15 protein-coding genes are annotated in these 17,345 nt (G+C 70.3%); 9 read left to right on the top strand and 6 right to left on the bottom strand.

Annotation, left to right across the window (positions count from 1 at the left end; genetic code table 11):
• Positions 1 to 182 precede the first annotated feature (182 nt).
• On the top strand, positions 183 to 2,618 hold the full coding sequence (locus HJ588_RS19855; protein ID WP_212755222.1) for a helix-turn-helix transcriptional regulator: 2,436 nt from the start codon (positions 183 to 185) through the stop codon (positions 2,616 to 2,618).
• 167 nt (positions 2,619 to 2,785) lie between these two features.
• Here the strand turns inward: HJ588_RS19855 and HJ588_RS00325 are convergent, their stop codons facing one another.
• On the bottom strand, positions 2,786 to 3,682 hold the full coding sequence (locus tag HJ588_RS00325) for a LysR substrate-binding domain-containing protein (protein WP_171150869.1): 897 nt from the start codon (positions 3,680 to 3,682) through the stop codon (positions 2,786 to 2,788).
• A 101-nt stretch (positions 3,683 to 3,783) separates the two neighbouring features.
• On the opposite strand from HJ588_RS00325, the gene HJ588_RS00320 reads away from it, so the two are divergent.
• Genes HJ588_RS00320 through HJ588_RS00310 form a run of 3 tightly spaced genes read left to right on the top strand, consistent with a single transcriptional unit; the run spans position 3,784 to position 6,364 of the window.
• Positions 3,784 to 4,989 carry a thiolase family protein gene (locus tag HJ588_RS00320; protein ID WP_171150867.1) on the top strand — a complete coding sequence of 402 codons (1,206 nt, stop codon included), beginning with the start codon at positions 3,784 to 3,786 and terminating at the stop codon, positions 4,987 to 4,989.
• Positions 4,986 to 5,675 carry a 3-oxoacid CoA-transferase subunit A gene (locus HJ588_RS00315; protein WP_171150864.1) on the top strand — a complete coding sequence of 230 codons (690 nt, stop codon included), beginning with the start codon at positions 4,986 to 4,988 and terminating at the stop codon, positions 5,673 to 5,675. The genes HJ588_RS00320 and HJ588_RS00315 overlap by 4 nt, the downstream gene beginning before the upstream one ends.
• Before the next feature lie 2 nt (positions 5,676 to 5,677).
• Positions 5,678 to 6,364 (top strand): 3-oxoacid CoA-transferase subunit B, encoded by a 687-nt coding sequence (locus HJ588_RS00310; protein ID WP_171150856.1) that lies wholly within the window; start codon positions 5,678 to 5,680, stop codon positions 6,362 to 6,364.
• 98 nt (positions 6,365 to 6,462) lie between these two features.
• Here the strand turns inward: HJ588_RS00310 and HJ588_RS00305 are convergent, their stop codons facing one another.
• Together HJ588_RS00305 and HJ588_RS00300 are read right to left on the bottom strand one after the other, a co-directional pair.
• A complete protein-coding gene (locus HJ588_RS00305; RefSeq protein ID WP_171150854.1) occupies positions 6,463 to 7,689 on the bottom strand; it encodes a S53 family peptidase in 1,227 nt (408 codons plus the stop codon).
• A gap of 196 nt (positions 7,690 to 7,885) precedes the next feature.
• Positions 7,886 to 8,524, bottom strand: a complete 639-nt coding sequence (locus HJ588_RS00300) for a DUF1345 domain-containing protein (protein WP_171150852.1) — start codon at positions 8,522 to 8,524, stop codon at positions 7,886 to 7,888.
• A gap of 83 nt (positions 8,525 to 8,607) precedes the next feature.
• On the opposite strand from HJ588_RS00300, the gene HJ588_RS00295 reads away from it, so the two are divergent.
• From HJ588_RS00295 to HJ588_RS00285, 3 genes are read left to right on the top strand one after another with little or no spacing between them, the layout of a single operon-like run.
• Positions 8,608 to 9,678: an AI-2E family transporter gene (locus HJ588_RS00295; protein ID WP_171150850.1), complete on the top strand. Its 1,071-nt coding sequence runs from the start codon at positions 8,608 to 8,610 to the stop codon at positions 9,676 to 9,678.
• A gap of 50 nt (positions 9,679 to 9,728) precedes the next feature.
• On the top strand, positions 9,729 to 10,211 hold the full coding sequence (locus HJ588_RS00290) for a PH domain-containing protein (protein WP_171150848.1): 483 nt from the start codon (positions 9,729 to 9,731) through the stop codon (positions 10,209 to 10,211).
• Between the two features lie 7 nt (positions 10,212 to 10,218).
• Complete coding sequence (locus tag HJ588_RS00285; protein WP_171150846.1) at positions 10,219 to 11,781, top strand: PH domain-containing protein; 1,563 nt, start codon at positions 10,219 to 10,221, stop codon at positions 11,779 to 11,781.
• Here HJ588_RS00285 and mraY read toward each other — a convergent pair.
• Both mraY and HJ588_RS00275 read right to left on the bottom strand, forming a co-directional pair.
• Positions 11,754 to 12,851 carry a phospho-N-acetylmuramoyl-pentapeptide-transferase gene (gene mraY, locus HJ588_RS00280; protein WP_171150843.1) on the bottom strand — a complete coding sequence of 366 codons (1,098 nt, stop codon included), beginning with the start codon at positions 12,849 to 12,851 and terminating at the stop codon, positions 11,754 to 11,756. The two genes, HJ588_RS00285 and mraY, sit on opposite strands and share 28 nt — an antisense overlap.
• A 220-nt stretch (positions 12,852 to 13,071) precedes the next feature.
• On the bottom strand, positions 13,072 to 14,736 hold the full coding sequence (locus tag HJ588_RS00275) for a phospholipid carrier-dependent glycosyltransferase (protein ID WP_171150841.1): 1,665 nt from the start codon (positions 14,734 to 14,736) through the stop codon (positions 13,072 to 13,074).
• A 122-nt stretch (positions 14,737 to 14,858) separates the two neighbouring features.
• Here HJ588_RS00275 and rsmI point away from each other — a divergent pair, with 122 nt between their 5' ends.
• Together rsmI and HJ588_RS00265 are read left to right on the top strand one after the other, a co-directional pair.
• Positions 14,859 to 15,689 (top strand): 16S rRNA (cytidine(1402)-2'-O)-methyltransferase, encoded by an 831-nt coding sequence (gene rsmI / locus HJ588_RS00270; protein WP_171155199.1) that lies wholly within the window; start codon positions 14,859 to 14,861, stop codon positions 15,687 to 15,689.
• Positions 15,686 to 17,080: a DUF2079 domain-containing protein gene (locus HJ588_RS00265; RefSeq protein WP_171150834.1), complete on the top strand. Its 1,395-nt coding sequence runs from the start codon at positions 15,686 to 15,688 to the stop codon at positions 17,078 to 17,080. Before rsmI ends, HJ588_RS00265 begins: the two co-directional genes overlap by 4 nt.
• Here the strand turns inward: HJ588_RS00265 and HJ588_RS00260 are convergent.
• A complete protein-coding gene (locus HJ588_RS00260; RefSeq protein ID WP_171150832.1) occupies positions 17,064 to 17,327 on the bottom strand; it encodes a hypothetical protein in 264 nt (87 codons plus the stop codon). The genes HJ588_RS00265 and HJ588_RS00260 overlap by 17 nt on opposite strands.
• Positions 17,328 to 17,345: the final 18 nt, after the last annotated feature.

Genomic DNA, 17,345 nt, shown 5'->3' with positions numbered 1-17,345 from the left:
CCCTGCTTGCCGGATTGTCAGCGCCAGGTGGTCGCTCCGAGCTCATTGTGGTGACCGGGGCATCCGGCTGCGGCGCAACGACATTCGCCCGCGCTCTGACCTCGACGTTCGACGATGCCCCTGTCACCGTGCGCAGCGGATTGTCATGGGAACGAGCGCAGCCGGGCGCATTGTTGCGCGATGTGCCCGAAGGCACTGCTTCGGACCACGGCGGTTCCTGGGACCAGGTCGTCGTCGTGGAGAACGCCCACCATGCAGATGACCGGTCGGTCGAGGCGTTGGTCAGCGCAGCCCTGGGCAGCGACCGCCGTCGGCTGGTCGTGCTCGACTGGACCCAACCCGCGGCGGGAGCAGACGCTGCGGTTTCCGGCCACTACGACGAAGTCCTCGCCACTGGCACCAGGGTGATCCGGCTGGCATCGCTGGACGCAGACGACGTCGTTGCTCTCGCCGAGCAGGCGGGTGCACTGTTGCCCGTCGCCGAGGTGTTCGCACTGCTGCAGTTCACCGGAGGGCAGGCACGCGCGATCGACGAATTGCTGCGCCAATCGGACGCTTCGGAGTGGGGCATGCCGCAGCGCTCCCTCCGCGCACCGGTCCGCGTCAGTCGCGTGGTGGCCGCAACGTTGGGCGAGCTGCCCCCAGACGCCCGTGCTCTCGTGGAAGCCGTAGCGATCCTCGAGGAGGCCGACCGTCGGCAGCCCGCTCGGGCCGTCCATGCGGTGCAGGTCAGCGAGGTCACCGATCCGGTGACCGCTCTCGACGCAGCGTTGCGAAGCGGACTTCTCACGTCGCTCGACGCCGATGACGTCTGGATCAGGCTGTGCGACAACATGTCTCGACGCGCCGTGCTGGACCAGATCGGCCCGGCAGGCCGAGCAGCCAGGCATGAGCGGGCTGCCCAGGTGGCCGACGATCGGGCGGCTGCCTTGCGGCACCAATGGCATGCCACATCCTTGCCGGACGATGGGTTGGCGGATCGACTCGTCGATCACGCAGCAGAGACCGCCAAGTCCGGCGAGTGGGCTGCTACCGCGGATCTACTCGTCCTCGCAGCGCGGGCGACAGCGGACCCCGACCGCGCCGGCGGTCGGCTCATCGCCGCAGTCGACGCGATGGTCGGCGCGGGCGATGTTCCGCGGGCCACCCGTCACCTCGCGGAGTTGGAGTCATTGCGTGAAACGCCTTTGCGCAATGCGGTGCTCGGCTACCTCGCGGTCGTGCGCGGTCGTCCCGGCGAGGCGACCAACCGGCTCGGTCGCGCCTGGGCCCTGGTCAACGAGCGCCGCCATCCCGATGAGGCGGCGCAGATCGCCGGACGGCAGGTCCTGCACAGCCTCGCGGGATGCCGCGCGTCGGAGTTGGTCACCTGGGCCGACCGAGTGGTCGAGTTGGGTGCTCCGTCGTCGCCTGCTGCGATCGAAGCTCGCGCCATACGTGGTCTGGGCGCGGCTGTGCTGGACGGTCCCGAGGGCGCGCTCGCCGAATACGGCCGGCTGTCGGCCAGCGTCCCCCATGGTGCCGTCGCCCAGCGGATGAGTATGGCGACCGGCTGGTTGCGGCTGGCCGCCGACCAGCCCGAGCGCGCCCGGGAGGAGCTCGAAAGTGCAGTGCCGACAGACTTTCTGGGCGGTTCGCTGCGCATCTCGCTCTGGGCCAGGGCCTGGCTCGCCCGGGCGCAGTTCACGACCGGTGACTGGTCGACGGCGCTGCATACGGCGACGACCGGCATCGGCCTCGCCGAGCGCAGCGGTATGACGCTGCTCCTCCCGCTGCTGGAGTGGACCCGGGTGCAGGTGCTCACACTGCGCGGTGACTGGGCAGCCGCGGAGGAGTCCCTGCGTGGCCGGTCGGCAGGCCGGGAGTATCCGATCATGCGGGTGCCGACGGCGCTTGCTCGAGCTGCTTTCCACGAGGCACAGGCCGACTACGCCGCGGTCGTGCGGGCGCTCGGCGTGCTGCGCGAGGAGTGGGCCGACGAGTGGGTGAGCAGCCCGGGCTTCTGGCCGTGGGCCGACGTCTATGCCAATGCGCTCGTGGTGACCGGCGATCTGGACGGCGCGGACGCATTTCTCACCCCGCACGAGCGACGCGCTGCTGCGGCCGGACACGCGTCGACCGGGGCGCGTCTCGCGTACGCGCGCGGCCGGCTGCTTGGTCAGCGTGGTGAGCTCGACGCGGCGCGCGCCGAGTTCGAGCGCAGCATCGAGTTGCTCAGCCCGCTGCCCTACCCGTACGACCGTGCCCGGGTGCACTTCGCCTACGGGCAGACGCTGCGTCGCGCTGGCCGCAGAGGCGCAGCCGACACGGTATTTTCGACTGCGCGAGAAGGGTTTTCGGCACTTGGTGCGACGACCTACGTCGAACGTTGCGATCGCGAACTCGCGGCCGGAGGTGTGCACGCGACGCGTCCGGCGGACCGCCGTTTCGACGCACTCACGCCTCAGGAGGAGGCGGTTGCGACGCTCGTCGCCGACGGCCGCAGCAACAAGGAGGTCGCCGCCGAGCTGTTCCTGTCGGTCAAGACCGTGCAGTATCACCTGACCCGCGTCTACGCGAAGCTCGGCGTGCGCTCCCGGTCGCAGCTCGCGGCCCGCTGGCAGCGCGACCCGGACTGACCCTTCTCCTCGCCGAGAGGCTCACGTATCGCCGACAGGCCCACTTATCCAGGCTCCTCGGCGCCCGAACAAGTGGTCCCCTGGGCGATAAGTGGGCCTCTCGGCGAAGGGGGTGGGCGGTCGGGGGCGTTAGCGGGTGGGGCGTGAGTGGGTGGGGAGCGGCGCACTCAGTGGGCGGTGGCGGCCGTGGCGTCGCGGATGACCTGCACCGCGCGGGAGAGGTGGGCGTCGTGGCGGTCGGTGCGGTGGGCGAGGACCAGGTCGAGGTGGGCGGCCGGGCGGACCAGAGGGCGGTAGACCACGCCGGCGAGTTGGAGTGCCCGGACTGATTCGGGCACGATCGCGGCACCCAAGCCACCGGCGACGAGCGTGATCAACGTCGAGGTTTCGCCGACCTCGTGCCGGATGCGCGGCTCGACGCCCGCGTCGCGCAACACCTGGAGCACCACGTCATACATCACCGACCGGCGCCCGGCGGAGTGCACGATGAGGTCGACGCCTCGCAGCGCGCGGCTCGTCACCTGGGTGCGTGCCGCGAGCGGGTGCAGCTCCGGCAGGGCCACCACCAGACGGTCGCGCCGCAGCAGGTGCGTCGTCACCCCGAGATCGGTGATCGGCGGTCGGGTCAATGCGATGTCGATCGCGCCCTCGCCGAGGGCGCGGGCCTGGTCGGGGGCCAGTAACTCGCCGCGGAAGGAGAAGTCGACGCCGGGCAGTGCGTCGTCGAGCCGGCGGGACAGCTCCGGCAGCAGCGAATAGGTGGCCGAGCCGACGCAACTGATCGTCAGGTGGCCGACCAGGCCGGCCGCGACCCGGCGGGCACGATCGGCGGCGGTGTCGACCGAGGCGAGGATCTCGCGGGCCTGCGCGAGGTAGGCGCGCCCCGCATCGGTGAGACCCACGTGCCGGGTGCTGCGGTGCAACAGCTCGACACCGAGCTCGGCCTCGAGCTGCCGGATCGCCTGCGACAGCGGCGGTTGCGCCATGTGCAGCCGCTGGGCGGCGCGGGTGAAGTGCTGCTCCTCGGCGACCACCACGAAGTAGCGCAGGTGACGCAGCTCCATCGGATCACCTCGCAGCTCAGGCGCGAATAAGAGGTAGAGACTCTCAATCGACCACGATATCGATACTTCACCGTATTCATGCGGCGGACTAGATTTGTCGCATGAGCGCTTATGTCTACGCCGCCAGCCGCACGCCGTTCGGGAAGTTCGGCGGGGCGTTGGCCGGTGTGCGGCCGGACGATCTCGCGGCCCTCGCCATACGGTCGGTGCTGGACAAGACGCCGGGCCTCGACCGTGAGTCGATCGACGACGTGGTGTGGGGCAACGCCAACGGTGCCGGCGAGGAAAACCGCAACGTCGCCCGTATGGCGGCGCTCCTCGCCGGGCTGCCGGTCTCGGTGTCCGGCACCACGATCAACCGGCTCTGCGGCTCCGGGCTGGACGCGGCGATGATGGGCAGCCGCCAGATCGAATCCGGCGACGCCGACATCGTGCTCACCGGCGGCGTCGAGTCGATGACGCGCGCGCCGTGGGTGCTGCCGAAGCCGAACCGCGGCTTTCCGGCCGGTGACGCCACGGCCGTGTCCACCACGCTCGGCTGGCGCCTGGTCAACCCGGCGATGCCGAAGGAGTGGACGATCAGCCTCGGTGAGGCCAATGAGCAGCTCGCCGAGAAGTTCGGGGTCTCCCGCGAGCGGCAGGACGAGTTCGCCGCCCGGTCGCACCGGCTCGCGCACGAGGCGTGGGAGGCTGGCTTCTACGACGACCTGGTCGCCGCGGTGCCTGGCAAGGAGGAGCCGCTCCTCACCCGCGACGAGGGCATCCGTCCGTCGACGACGGTGGAGAAGCTCGCCGGACTGAAGACGGCGTTCCGCGGCCCGGACGAGGGCGGCACGATCACCGCAGGCAACGCCTCCCCGCTCAACGACGGGGCGTCGGCGGTGCTGCTCGGCTCCGAGCAGGCCGGGCAGCAGCTCGGCCTCGAGCCGCTCGCGCGCATCGTCGGCCGCGGCGCAATGGCGTTGGAACCGCAGCTTTTCGGCTATGCACCCGTCGAGGCGGCCAACCGCGCGCTGGCACGCGCGGGCATCGGCTGGGACCAGGTCGGCGCGGTCGAGCTCAACGAGGCGTTCGCCGTGCAGTCGCTGGTCTGCGTCGACGCCTGGCCGATCGATCCGGAGATCGTCAACACCCGCGGCGGCGCCATCGCGATCGGCCACCCGCTCGGCGCCTCCGGCGGCCGCATCCTCGGCACGCTCGCGAAGGTGCTGCGGCAGGACAACCTGAGGTATGGCGTGGCGGCCATCTGCATCGGCGTCGGTCAGGGGCTGGCCGTCGTGCTGGAGAATCCGGCGGCGACGGCATGACGACCACCTACGATGACGTCGACGAGGCGGTCGCCGGCATCGAGGACGGATCCACCGTGCTGGTCGGCGGATTCGGGCTCGCCGGGATGCCGTTCGACCTCATCGACGGGTTGATCCGCCAGGGCGCGACCGACCTGACGATCGTGTCCAACAACGCCGGCAACGGCGAGGTCGGCCTGGCCGCGCTGCTGAAGGCGGGTCGGGTGCGCAAGGTGATCTGCTCCTTCCCGCGGCAGGCCGACTCCTACGTCTTCGACGAGCTCTACCGGTCGGGCGCGGTGGAGCTGGAGGTCGTCCCGCAGGGCAACCTCGCCGAGCGCATGCGCGCCGCCGGGGCGGGGATCGGCGCGTTCTACTCACCGACCGCGGTCGGCACGCCGCTCGCCGAGGGCAAGGAGCTGCGCCGCATCGACGGGCGCGACTACCTGCTGGAGTTTCCGATCAAGGGCGACTACGCGCTGGTCTCGGCATACCGGGCCGACCCCATGGGCAATCTCGTCTATCGCAAGACCGCCCGCAACTTCGGGCCGGTCATGGCGACCGCCGCGACCACGACGATCGTGCAGGTGAGCGAGACCGTGCCGCTCGGCTCGCTCGACCCGGAGGCCGTCGTGACCCCGTCGATCTTCGTCGACCGGGTGGTGCGGGTCGCCGCCCGCAGCTACAGCGTGCAAGGAGCCAGGTGACCATGACGAGCCCAGCAACGACCCAGATCCCTTCTGTCGTCGAACATCTCGACCGCGGCCCACTCTCGATGGACGAGGTGGCGGGGGTCATCGCGCGGGACATGCCCGCGGGTGCTTACGCCAACCTGGGCATCGGTCACCCCACCAAGGTCGCCGACCACCTTCCCGCCGAGCGCGGGGTGGTGCTGCACACCGAGAACGGCATGCTCGGTATGGGCCCGCGAGCTGTCGGCGACCAGGTCGATCCCGACCTGACCAACGCCGGCAAGGTGCCGGTCACCGCGCTGCCCGGGGCCGCCTACTTCCACCACGCCGACTCGTTCGCGATGATGCGCGGCGGTCATCTGGACGTCTGCGTGCTCGGTGCCTATCAGGTCTCCGTGCGCGGCGACCTGGCCAACTGGCACACCGGGGGACCGGACGACATCCCGGCGGTCGGTGGAGCCATGGACCTCGCGATCGGTGCGAAGCAGGTCTGGGTGATGATGACGCTCTTCACCAAGACCGGCGAGCCGAAAATCGTTGCCGAATGCAGCTATCCGCTCACCGGGGTCGGATGCGTGAGCCGGGTCTACAGCGACCACGCGGTGATCGAGGTCGGCCCGGACGGCGCGCGGCTGCGTGAGACGTGGGGTGTGCCGGCGGTCGAGCTGGCGCAGCGACTCGGGATCGATCCGGCAGCGGGCTGACCCGGTCGCGGCGCAGACCCGCAAACGAGACAGACCCGCAGACGAGAGCAGGCGCCCTCCCCGAGCACGAGGAGGGCGCCTGCGCCGTCAGCTGCGGATCAGAACGCGGCGGTGCCGTTCGGGGTGCCGAGCCCGGTCGGGCCGTCCCAGCCGGTGCCGGCCTGCGACCAGTACTGGTTGGTGCCGTTGCTGCCCGTCGTCACGTCGAAGAGCGCGGACGGGTTGGAGTAGGGCAGCGTGTTGGCGTAGCCGGCGGTGTTGCCCGACAGCGCGTAGACCGACGCGACCAGCGGCGACGACAGCGAGGTGCCGCCATACTGCGCCCAGGAGGATGACGTCGAGGACGTCGGCGCGTAGACCGCGAGGCCGGTGTTGGGGTCGGCGACCGCGGAGACGTCAGCCATCGCCCGGCCGGTGCAGTGGGTCACCGCCGAGTTCTGGCCGGCGGGTGCCTGGTTGGCGGTGCTGCAGCCCGAACCCGCTCCGCTCCAAGCGGATTCGCTCCATCCGCGAGCGTTGGACGCCGTCGTGAGCGAGGTGCCGCCGACCGCGGTCACGTAGTGCGACGACGCCGGGTAGCTCGCGCCCTGGTAGCCGTTGTCGCCGGTCGAGGCGGTCACCGCGATGCCCGGGTGGTTGTAGTAGCTGCCGTAGGTCGAGTCGGGAGCGTCGCCCCCGCCGTAGGAGTTGGAGATCGCGACCACGCCGGCAGTCTTGGCAGCCTGGTTGACCGCAGCGCCGAGGTCGGCGAAGGACGCCGACTTCGCCTGCACCAGAACGATCTTGCAGTCCGGGCAGGCCGCGGAGACCGCGTCGAGGTCGAGGGCCTGCTCCTGCGACCAGCCGACGTCGGTGCGGGGCAGGCTCGTGGTGCTGCCGGTCTGGCTCATCACCGTGAGGCAGCCGTTGGCCTTGGTGCAGGACGACAGGCCGAACTGCGAACGATAGACGCCGAGGTCGCGCTCGGCGTTCGGGTAACCGTAGGCGTCGACGATCGCGACCGTCTTGCCGCCGGACTTCAGACCGCTCAGCTTGTAGGCGCTCTGGATGTCGCTCGGCGTCTTGCCCGAGATGGCCGCCGGACGCACCTTCCGGCCCTTGGCCGCGGCCATCGGCTGGATCTGGCCGGCGGATCCGACGTTCTGACCGTTGGCGTTGACCAGGTGCAGGGCGTCGCACGCGGCGTAGCCCGCCTTGGCGGTGGCACAGGAATGCGCTGCGTGCACGCCTCCGGTCGGAGCGGCAGTCGCGGTCGGGGTCAGGCTGCCGATCGCACCCGCCGACGCGGTCAGCGCCAGGGCGGCGATCATCGGGAACTTGCGCATGGATAACTCCTCGGAAGGGGATGAGTTGCCGGCCAGGATCTGCCCGCCGACAACCGCTCACTGTTGCCCTCCGGACCGTCCCGGGCAACGAATCCGACCATCAAATTACGTTCTCTTTACTAAGAATTGAACAGATCGGCCGCTCCCAGGATCCCTTCAGCAAAGGGCGATAGAAAGGGCGGTTCGGCGCGTGCGCTCAACCGCTCACGATGCCCGCGACGAGGTTGATCGTCGCGGCGAGGATCACCGTGCCGAAGAGGTAGGACAGCAGGCAGTGCCGCAACACGACCGCCCGCAGCGCGGTGGTCGACACGTTGGTGTCGGAGACCTGATAGGTCATGCCGAGGTTGTAACTGAAGTAGCTGAAGTCCTTGAAGCACGGCGGGTCGTCGTTGTTGAAGTCGATGCCGCCGCCGGGCGTGCTGTAGTAGATGTGCGCGTAGCGCGCGGCATACATCAGCTGGAGCATCCCCCAGGTGAGGAAGACGCCGACCAGCCCGACCGCGGCGGCGGTCGCGCCCTCGCTGGAGTGACCGAGGACGAGCAGTATGACGATGCCGACGAGCCCGCCGAGTGACGCCGCGACGACGAGCAGCTCCTCCACGACCGGTTTGAAATCCTCGCGGTGCGCGTTGTCGCGGGTCGCCGCCGGGTCCATCGGCCAGAGCACGACCGAACCCCAGACCACGAAGGTGAGCGCCATCGTCGCGATGCCGCTGAGCACCCCGAGCGCGGCGGTGCTGAGCGGTGCCACCACGGCGCCGACCACCAGGCCGGCGACGACGGAACCCACGAGCCGGACGGGCGCGGCGATGGGGCGCCGCAAACTGGCCATGCCGGAGTCTGTCACTCGCCGGCCCGCTCCGTCGGTTAAGTTGCCAACAGGCCGTCCCATCCCTCCGTCACCGGGAGATCGCCATGTCGACCGACCCCGTGCCCACCGTCCAGCCCACCGCCAAGGCCACCACCACCTCGCCGCTCGGCCAGCCGCTCGGCGTGCTGCTCGGCCTCGCCGCGGCCACCGTCGTACTGCTCGGACTGCGCCAGGTCTCCTCGGTCGTCGGGCCGGTGTTCCTCGCCTTCACGCTCGCGCTCACCTTCCGGCCGCTCGGCGCCGCGCTGCGTAAACGCGGATTGCCGGACGCGCTCGCCAACGCGACCACGCTCATCGCACCGGTGCTGGCGATCCTCGCGATCGTCGCGGCACTCGCGCTCGCCATCGCGCAGCTGACCACCGAACTGCCGCGCTACCGGGGCAAATTCGACTCGCTGTATGCCGACGTGCAGGACCTCATGGTGCACTTCGGCTTCGACCGCAACGCTCTCGGCGACGCGCTCACCAAGATCGACCCCAGCACCCTCGTCGGTTTCGGCCAGCGGCTGCTGTCGACCTTCAGCAGCGTCGGCTCCGTGCTGCTCGTCCTGCTGCTGACGCTCGCCTTCCTCACGATGGGCACCCCGACCGTGCGGCGGCAGTGGCCGGCCGTGCAACGCACCCAGCCCGAACTCGCCGACGGACTGCGCGACTTCTCCGGCCGGGTCCGCCGCTACTGGGTGGTCAGCTCGATCTTCGGGCTGATCGTCGCGGTGCTCGACGTGATCGCCCTGCTGATCATCGGCGTGCCGCTCGCCCTCACCTGGGGCGTGCTGTCCTTCGTCACCAACTACATCCCCAACGTCGGCTTCGTGCTCGGCCTCGTGCCGCCGGCACTCCTCGCCCTGCTCGACGGTGGCGTCGGCCCGATGATCTGGGTGATCGTGTCCTACTCGGTGATCAACTTCGTGCTGCAATCGGTGGTCCAGCCCCGCTACATGGGCAACGCCGTCGGCCTCAACACGACCGTCACCTTCGTGTCGCTCATCATCTGGTCGATCTTCCTCGGCGCGCTCGGCGCCCTCCTCGCCGTGCCGCTGACGCTCTTCGTGAAGTCGCTCTTCATCGACAGCCGCCCGGAGCACCACTGGCTGCGAGCCTTCGTCGGCTCCTGAGCGGCCCGTCGCTCGCCGGGCCCGGGCGTGGCTCATGAGAAGGTCTGGGCATGGATGTGCGGCCGCCGACCCATTTCGTCTCACCGCGCGCCCGCCTCTACTGGGCCGTCGAGGGCCTCATCCTGACCGTCGTCCTGGTCGCCGTGCTCGTGGTCTGGACGGTCTTCGGCGGTCTCGGGATGCCCTGGACGCTCGTCGGGGCGGGGGTGATCCTGCTGGTGTTCGCCGGCGGAGCGCTCCTCACGCCCTACGCGCGCTACCGGATCCACCGCTGGGAGGTCACCGGCGACGCGGTCTACACCCAGCGCGGCTGGCTCACGATCGAGCAGCGCATCGCGCCGATCTCGCGGGTGCAGACCGTCGACACCGAACGCGGAGCGCTGGCAAGGCTTTTCGGACTCAGCACCGTGACCGTCACCACCGCCTCAGCCAAGGGCGAACTCAAGATCGAAGGCCTCGACCGCTCCGTCGCCGAGGACATCGTGCGTGACCTCACCGTCGTCACCGCCGCCAGCCCCGGCGACGCCACCTGACCACCCCATGACCACCCCACGAAGTTCTCCGCTCGTGCCCGCCGACGACGTATGGCGCCGGCTCAGCACCCGCATGCTGCTGATCCATCCGGTGAAGGAACTCATCCGCTTCCTGCCCGCCCTGATCGCGATCGTGATCGCCGGCAGCAGCGGCGGGCAGCACTGGTGGGGCCTGATCGGCGTCGGGGTCGCCGTCGGCCTCGGCCTGTTGCGGTGGCTCACCACCCGCTACCGCTTCACCCCCGACCAGGTGCAGCTGCGCCACGGATTGCTCAACACCACAACGGTTTCGGCACCGATCGACCGGGTGCGTTCGGTCGACGTCACCGCGTCGATCCTGCACCGCGCACTGGGCCTGGCGGAGGTGAAGATCGGCACCGGCGCGGGGGAGAAGGAGCTCAAGCTCGACGGCCTGACCGCGACCGAGGCCGCTGCGCTGCGCGGCGACCTGCTCCACCGCAGCCGGCCGACGGCGGAGGACTCGCCCGAGGCCGACGCCCAGGCCCGCCCCGCCGCCGAGGGGGAGGGGCTCCCGTCATACGTCAGCCCGGAAACGGTTGTCTATCGGGGCCATCCGTCCTGGATCCGCTACGCGCCGTTCAGCCCCGCCGGTCTCATCGCGGCCCTCGCGATCTTCGGCATCGGCAGTCAGGTCATCAACGAGTCGGGCATCGACTGGGGCAACAACGAGGTCGTCAACGGAGCCACCGACGTGGTGCAGGGTCTCGGCGTGATCATCGCCGTGCTGGTCGGGGTGCTGGCGCTCATCGTTTTCGTGGTGCTGCTGTCCCTCGGCGGTTATCTGTTGGCATTCCACAACTTCCGGCTGACCCGCGACGATGCGGGCGGCACCTATCACGTCACGCGCGGGCTCCTCACGACCCGCGCCACCTCCCTGGAGATCCGGCGGCTGCGCGGTGTCGCGCTGCACCGTCCGGTGCCGCTGCGCTGGGTCGGCGGCGCCCGGCTGGAGGCGATCACCACCGGCGTCAAGGACGACGACCGGGCGATGAGCGCGACCCTGACGCCGCCCTCGCCGGAGCCGGTCGTCGCCGCGACGGCCGGCCGCGTGCTCGACGACCCTGGTGCCCTGGAGCTGCCGCTCCAGGGACACGGCCCGGCCGCGACCCGCCGGCGCTACACCCGCGCGCTCGTGGGCTTCGGCATCCCGGCCGCGGCCCTGGTCGTCGCCGCGGTGCGGTGGTCGCAGCCCGCCCTCGTCATACCCGCGGCGGCTCTGCTGGTGGTTGCCGTGCTGCTCGGCCGCAGCCGCGCCCACTGGCTCGGCCACACGATCACCGACCGCTTCCTGATCACCCGGCAGGGATCGCTCGCGCTCGCCACCGATGTCGTCGAGCGCCGCGGCGCCGTCGGCGTCGTGATCCGCCGCTCGTTCTTCCAGCGCCGGGCCGGTCTTGCGACGGTCAGCCTCGCGACGGCCGCCGGCGCGAAGGCATACCCGGTGCTCGACCTGCCGGAGCACGAGGTCGGCAAGCTCGCCACCCAGTTGCTGCCGGGGACGGTCGAGCAGTTCCGGGCCGATCAGCCGCCGACGACCCACTCGGCATAGAAGATCCCCAGGCCGGCCGCGACGCAGATGCCGCAGATGATCCAGAAGCGGATCGTGACGGTGATCTGCTCCCAGCCGAGCATCTCGAAGTGGTGGTGGATCGGGGTGATCCGGAAGAGCCGCTTGCCGACGCCGCCGTTGCTGCGTTTGGTCAGTTTGAAGTAGCTCACCTGCAGGATCACCGACGCGGTCTCCAGGACGAACAGGCCGCCCAGGACGACCATCAGCAGCTCGGTGCGGGTGGTGATCGCCAGGCCGGCGAGCGCGCCGCCGAGACCGAGGGAGCCGGTGTCGCCCATGAAGAGCCGGGCCGGGGCGGCGTTCCACCAGAGGAAGCCGAAGCAGGCGCCGACGACGCAGGCCGCGACCACTGCGAGGTCGAGCGGGTCACGCGTGGAGTAGCACTGGGCGGAGGTGGTGAACCGGCAGTTCTGGTTGAACTGCCACACGCCGATGAGCACGTAGGCGCCGAAGACCATCACGCACGCGCCGGCGGCCTGCCCGTCGAGCCCGTCGGTGAGGTTCACCCCGTTGCTCGCGCCGGCGATCATCAGGTTGGCCCACAGCACGAAGAGGATGAGGCCGACGACCGTGCCGAGGACCGCCAGGTCGAACCACGTGTCGCGCACGAACGAGATGCGGTAGCTCGCCGGACTTACCCCACCGCGGGAGAAGCGCGTGGCGAGAACGGCGAAAACCACTGCGACCGCTGTCTGTCCGACCAGCTTCTGCCCCGACGTCAGCCCGAGCGACCGCTCGTGGGTGATCTTGGCCCAGTCGTCGAGGAAGCCGACGAAACCGATGCCGACCATCAGGAAGAGCACCAGCAGCCCCGACGCGGTCGGCGGGCTCCAGGTGAGCAGGTGTGCCACGTCATACGCGGTGACGGTGCCGCCGATGATCACCAGGCCACCCATCTGCGGGGTGCCGCGCTTGGTGTGGTGACTGGTCGGGCCGTCCTCGCGGACGAACTGCCCCCAGCCCTTCCGGGTGGCCAGATCGATGTAGTAGCGGGTGCCGACGAGCCCGATGAGCAGAGCCACCAGGGCGCCGATGACGACGAGGGTCACCGGCGTACCTCGGGCATGGGGTCAGACGTATGGCGGTCCATCGCTCACTAGGACGCCCGAGCGGGTGGAAGGTTGCATCCAGCCGGGCAAACGCCGCTCAAGGGGGCTCTGAGGTGGCTCTGAGGCGGCCCCGCAGCGGACTCTGACGGCGGGATTGACGTTTGACGGTCGAATTGGACCGTCAGACGTGAATGCGACCGTCAGGGTGGGCCGTGCCGGGTCAGATCCAGGAGTTGAGCCACATCCGCCACTGCCAGTGGTCGAACGGGATGACCTGCGCGGTCCAGATCGGCCAGAAGAAGACGAACAGCGCGACCGTCAGGATGGTGAACCCGCCGACCACGGCCTTGCCGATCATGACGCGTTGCGGGGGCGCCCCGGGCCGGCCGAGACAGAGGCCGAGCACGAAGACGCACGCGAGCACGACATAGGGGGCGAACGCCACCGAGTAGAAGGTGAAGATCGTGCGCTGCTGGTAGAGGAACCAGGGCAGCCACCCGGCCGCGACGCCGGCGAGGATCGCGCCGGCGCGCCAGTCACGGCGCAGCAGCCAGAAGAACAGCAGCACCGCGAGCGCGACCGTGCCGAGCCACCAGATGCTGACCGTGCCGAGCGAGGTGATCGCCTTGCTGCACGAGTCGGCGTCGCAGCCGCCGACGCCGCGCTTCGGGCTCTCGTAGAAGAACGACGTCGGCCGGGTCTGCAGCATCCACGACCACGGGTTGGACTGGTAGGGGTGCTCCGAGGTGATGTCCGAGGCAGACTGCAGCATCTGCTTGTTGTACTGCCACAGCGACCGCAGCCAGTCCGGCATCCAGGCGAACAGCGAACTGTCCGGGGCGAAGCCGGAGTCCGCGGTCGCCGGGTTGTTGCGCGCCCACTGCCGGTCGTAGGCGTCGCTGCTCGCGATCCACCCCCACCAGCTGACCAGGTATGTCGTGAGCGACACCACGATCACGCTCACGCAGGCCGGCAGCCCGTCCTTGACGAACGTCGCCGACCAGTGGTGCCGGACACCGACCGCTCGCCGCGCGCCGAGGTCCCACAGGACGCTCATCAGCCCGAAGGCCGCGAGGAAGTAGAGGCCGGACCACTTGGTGGCGATGTCGAGGCCGATGCAGAGGCCGGCCACCCAGCGCCAGGGCCGCCAGCCGAGCCACGGCCCGGCGACCGAATGCTTCTCCCAGGTGCCGGCGACCTGCATCGCGGCGACCTTGTCGGCGAGGATGCGGCGGGTGCGGGTGCGGTCGGCGAGCAGCGCGACGAAGGCCGCGAGCGCCCAGAACATCACCATCACGTCGAGGATCGACGTGCGGGACATGACGAACTCGGCGCCCTCGAAGCACAGCAGCACCGCGGCGAGCGTGGCCAGCACCGGGGAGCGGAAGAGATGCCATGCCGCCCGGCCGACCAGGTAGATCGCGAGCGTGCCGAAGACCGCGACCGCGAAGCGCCAGCCGAAGGAGGAGTTGATGCCGAAGAGTTGCTCGCCCCAGCCGATGAACCATTTGCCGATCGGCGGGTGCACCACGAAGTCCGGCTCGGTGCCGAAGACGTGGGGGTTGCCCATCGTGAACAACCCGTCGGGGTTGTTGGAGATGCCGGTCGACTTGTCCTGTTTGCGCTCGTAGCCGTATTGGATCAGCGACCAGCCCTCTTTGACGTAATAGGTCTCGTCGAAGATCAGCTGGTGCGGGCGGCCGACATTCCAGAAGCGCAGGATGCCGCCGATGACGGTCACGATCGCCGGGCCGAGGAAGGCCCACAGCTTGGCGTTCGCGGAGCGGGGCGGCCCGAGCAGCCGGTCGCGCAGCACCGCCCGGCGCTCGGCCAGGGGGTCGCCGCCGGTGCTGTCGTCGGTCTCCCGAGCCAGCGTGACCGTCACGTGCGTCCCCTTTTCGCGTGCCTGCCGAACCCCCGCGAGGTTAGCCGAAGGATCTGGCGGCGCGCGGTCCGACGCGGGTAAGCAGTGCGCCCGCTCGGCGTGCGAGACTGCCGGGCGTGGCGATGGGAGTGCTCGTGCTGGCGGCGACGCCGATCGGCGACCCGCAGGATGCCGCGCCGCGCCTGGCCACCGAGCTGGCCGGCGCCGACGTGATCGCCGCCGAGGACACCCGCCGGCTGCGCCGGCTGCTGGACGACCTCGAGGTCACCCCGCGCGGCAGCATCACCAGCTATCACGAACACAACGAGCAGTCCCGCACCCCCGAGCTTCTCGACCGCCTGCGCAGCGGCGACCGGGTCGTGCTGGTCACCGACGCCGGTATGCCGTCGGTGTCCGACCCGGGCTACCGCCTGGTGACCGCCGCCGTCGCGGCCGGGCTGCGGGTCACCTGCGTGCCCGGACCGTCCGCGGTGCTGATGGCGCTCGCGGTGTCCGGGCTCCCGGTCGACCGGTTCTGCTTCGAGGGCTTCCTGCCGCGCAAAACCGGCGAGCGGGCGCGGCGGCTGGGTGGCCTGGCCGACGAGAAGCGCACCATGGTCTTCTTCGAGGCGCCGCACCGGCTGGCCGAGACGCTCAGCGCGATGGCCGAGGCGTTCGGGTCCGACCGGGCCGCGGCCGTCTGCCGGGAGCTGACCAAGACCTACGAGGAGGTCCGCCGGGGCGGTCTCGCGGAGTTGGCGGACTGGGCGGTCGAGGGTGCGCGCGGTGAGATCACCGTCGTGGTCGCGGGCGCACCGGCGGTCAGCAGCACGGTGGAGGAAGTGCTTCCCGCCATACAGCAGCGGGTGGCTGCGGGGGAGCGGCTCAAGACCGTCTGTGCCGAAATCGCTGCGGAGACAGGCCTTTCCAAGAAGCAGCTGTATGACGCAGCGCTCGCGGCGCGTCAGCGATGATTCGTTCCTCATCATCGCCGTCGCGCCGCTCGGCGGTCGGCCTGGGCGTCGGCGTCGCGGCCGTCGCTGCGGTTTTCTACACACTGCTCGCGATCGGCCGGTGGCGGGCCGGCAACAGCGCCAACTACGACCTCGGCATCTTCGCCCAGGGCGCCGACGCGTGGTCGCGCGGCCAGTGGCCGGAGTCGCACATCCGCGGCCTGTCGCTGCTCGGCGACCACTTCAGCCCGCTGCTCGCCTCCTGGGGCGCGCTCTGGCATTTCTGGCCGACGCCACCGACCCTGCTCATCACCCAGGCGGTGCTGCTCGCGGCCGCGCTCGGTGTGATCGTCGCCTACACCCGGCGGGTGGCGGGGCTGCGGGTGGCGCTGCTCGTGGCGGTCGTCGGGCTGCTGTCGCGGGCGGTGCTCACCACGGCGATGTTCGACGTGCACGAGGTCGCCTATGCGGCAATTGCGTTGGCAGTGTTGTGCATTGCGCTGTTGCAGCACCGCTTCGGCTGGGCGGTGGCGGCCTCGGTGTGGCTGCTGCTGACCAAGGAGGACATGGGGCTGACGGTCTTCGCGGCCGGCGCCTGCTGGTGGTGGATGCACCGCGGCGACGGGTGGCGGCGACCGCTGGTCCTGGCCGGACTCGGCGTCGCGGGGGTGATCGTCGCGATGCTGGTGCTCGGCGCGTTCGCGCCCGGCAGCGGCACCGGCTACCTCGCCTACTTCGGCATCGGCTCCAGCAACAAGCTGCCGGTGCCGGAGGACCACAGCCTCAGTCCGCAGCGTCTGCTGCCGGTGCTGATGTACGTCGTGACCGCGCTCGGCATCGGGGTGCGCTCGAAGCTGACCGTGCTCGCCATACCGACGCTGCTCTGGCGGGCCGCGTCCTCCAACATCCACTACTGGGCACTGGACTTCCACTACGACCTGGTGCTGTGGCCGATCGGCCTGCTCGCCTTCGTCGATGTATGCCGAAAAGGCCTGCCGCGACTGCGTTCTCGCAGCGGTGTGGTGGTCTCGATCGCCACCGTCGCGAGCCTCGTCCTCGGTGTCGCCGAGCTGCAGCAGCGCGCGGTCACCCCCGCGTCGACCTTCCGCACGGCACCGGTCGTGCGGGACATCCGCGCGCTCGCGGGGGAGCGCCTGCCGAAGGGCGCGAAGGTCGCCACCCAGATGGACGTCGGTCCCTATCTCGTGCCGCGCTACGACGTCTACTCCTTGCGCCCCGACCAGCGGCCGCGCGTCGACTACGTGATGTTCACCGACAAGGAGCGCTGGACCTATCAGGTGCCCGTCTGCGCCCGCGAACGTCTCGTCGCCGCAGGCGCGCAGGTATGGCGCCGCGGCATCGTCACGCTCGTGAAACTGCCCAGCGCACAGGTGGTTACGCCGACGTGCTGACGCTCGCCGGCGCGCGCACCGCGGCGAGCACACCGCGCAGATTGGCGATCAGCCGCTCGGGCGGGTAGCGGTCGGGGTCGGTGATCACCAGCCGGGCGAACTGCTCGCCGGCGACCAACAGCACCTGCGACAGCACCTCGGGCTCGACGTCGGGCGCGCCGCGCTCGGCCAGCCCGTCGGCCAGCCGCTGCTCCAGCGTGGAGCGGATCACCTCCCGCGCCTGCTCGATGCGCTCACCGACAGGCACAGCACCGCACCGAGGGGC

It is taken from the genome of Flexivirga aerilata (assembly GCF_013002715.1).
GTDB classification, from domain to species: domain Bacteria; phylum Actinomycetota; class Actinomycetes; order Actinomycetales; family Dermatophilaceae; genus Flexivirga; species Flexivirga aerilata.
This window is presented reverse-complemented; position numbering and strand designations above follow the sequence as displayed.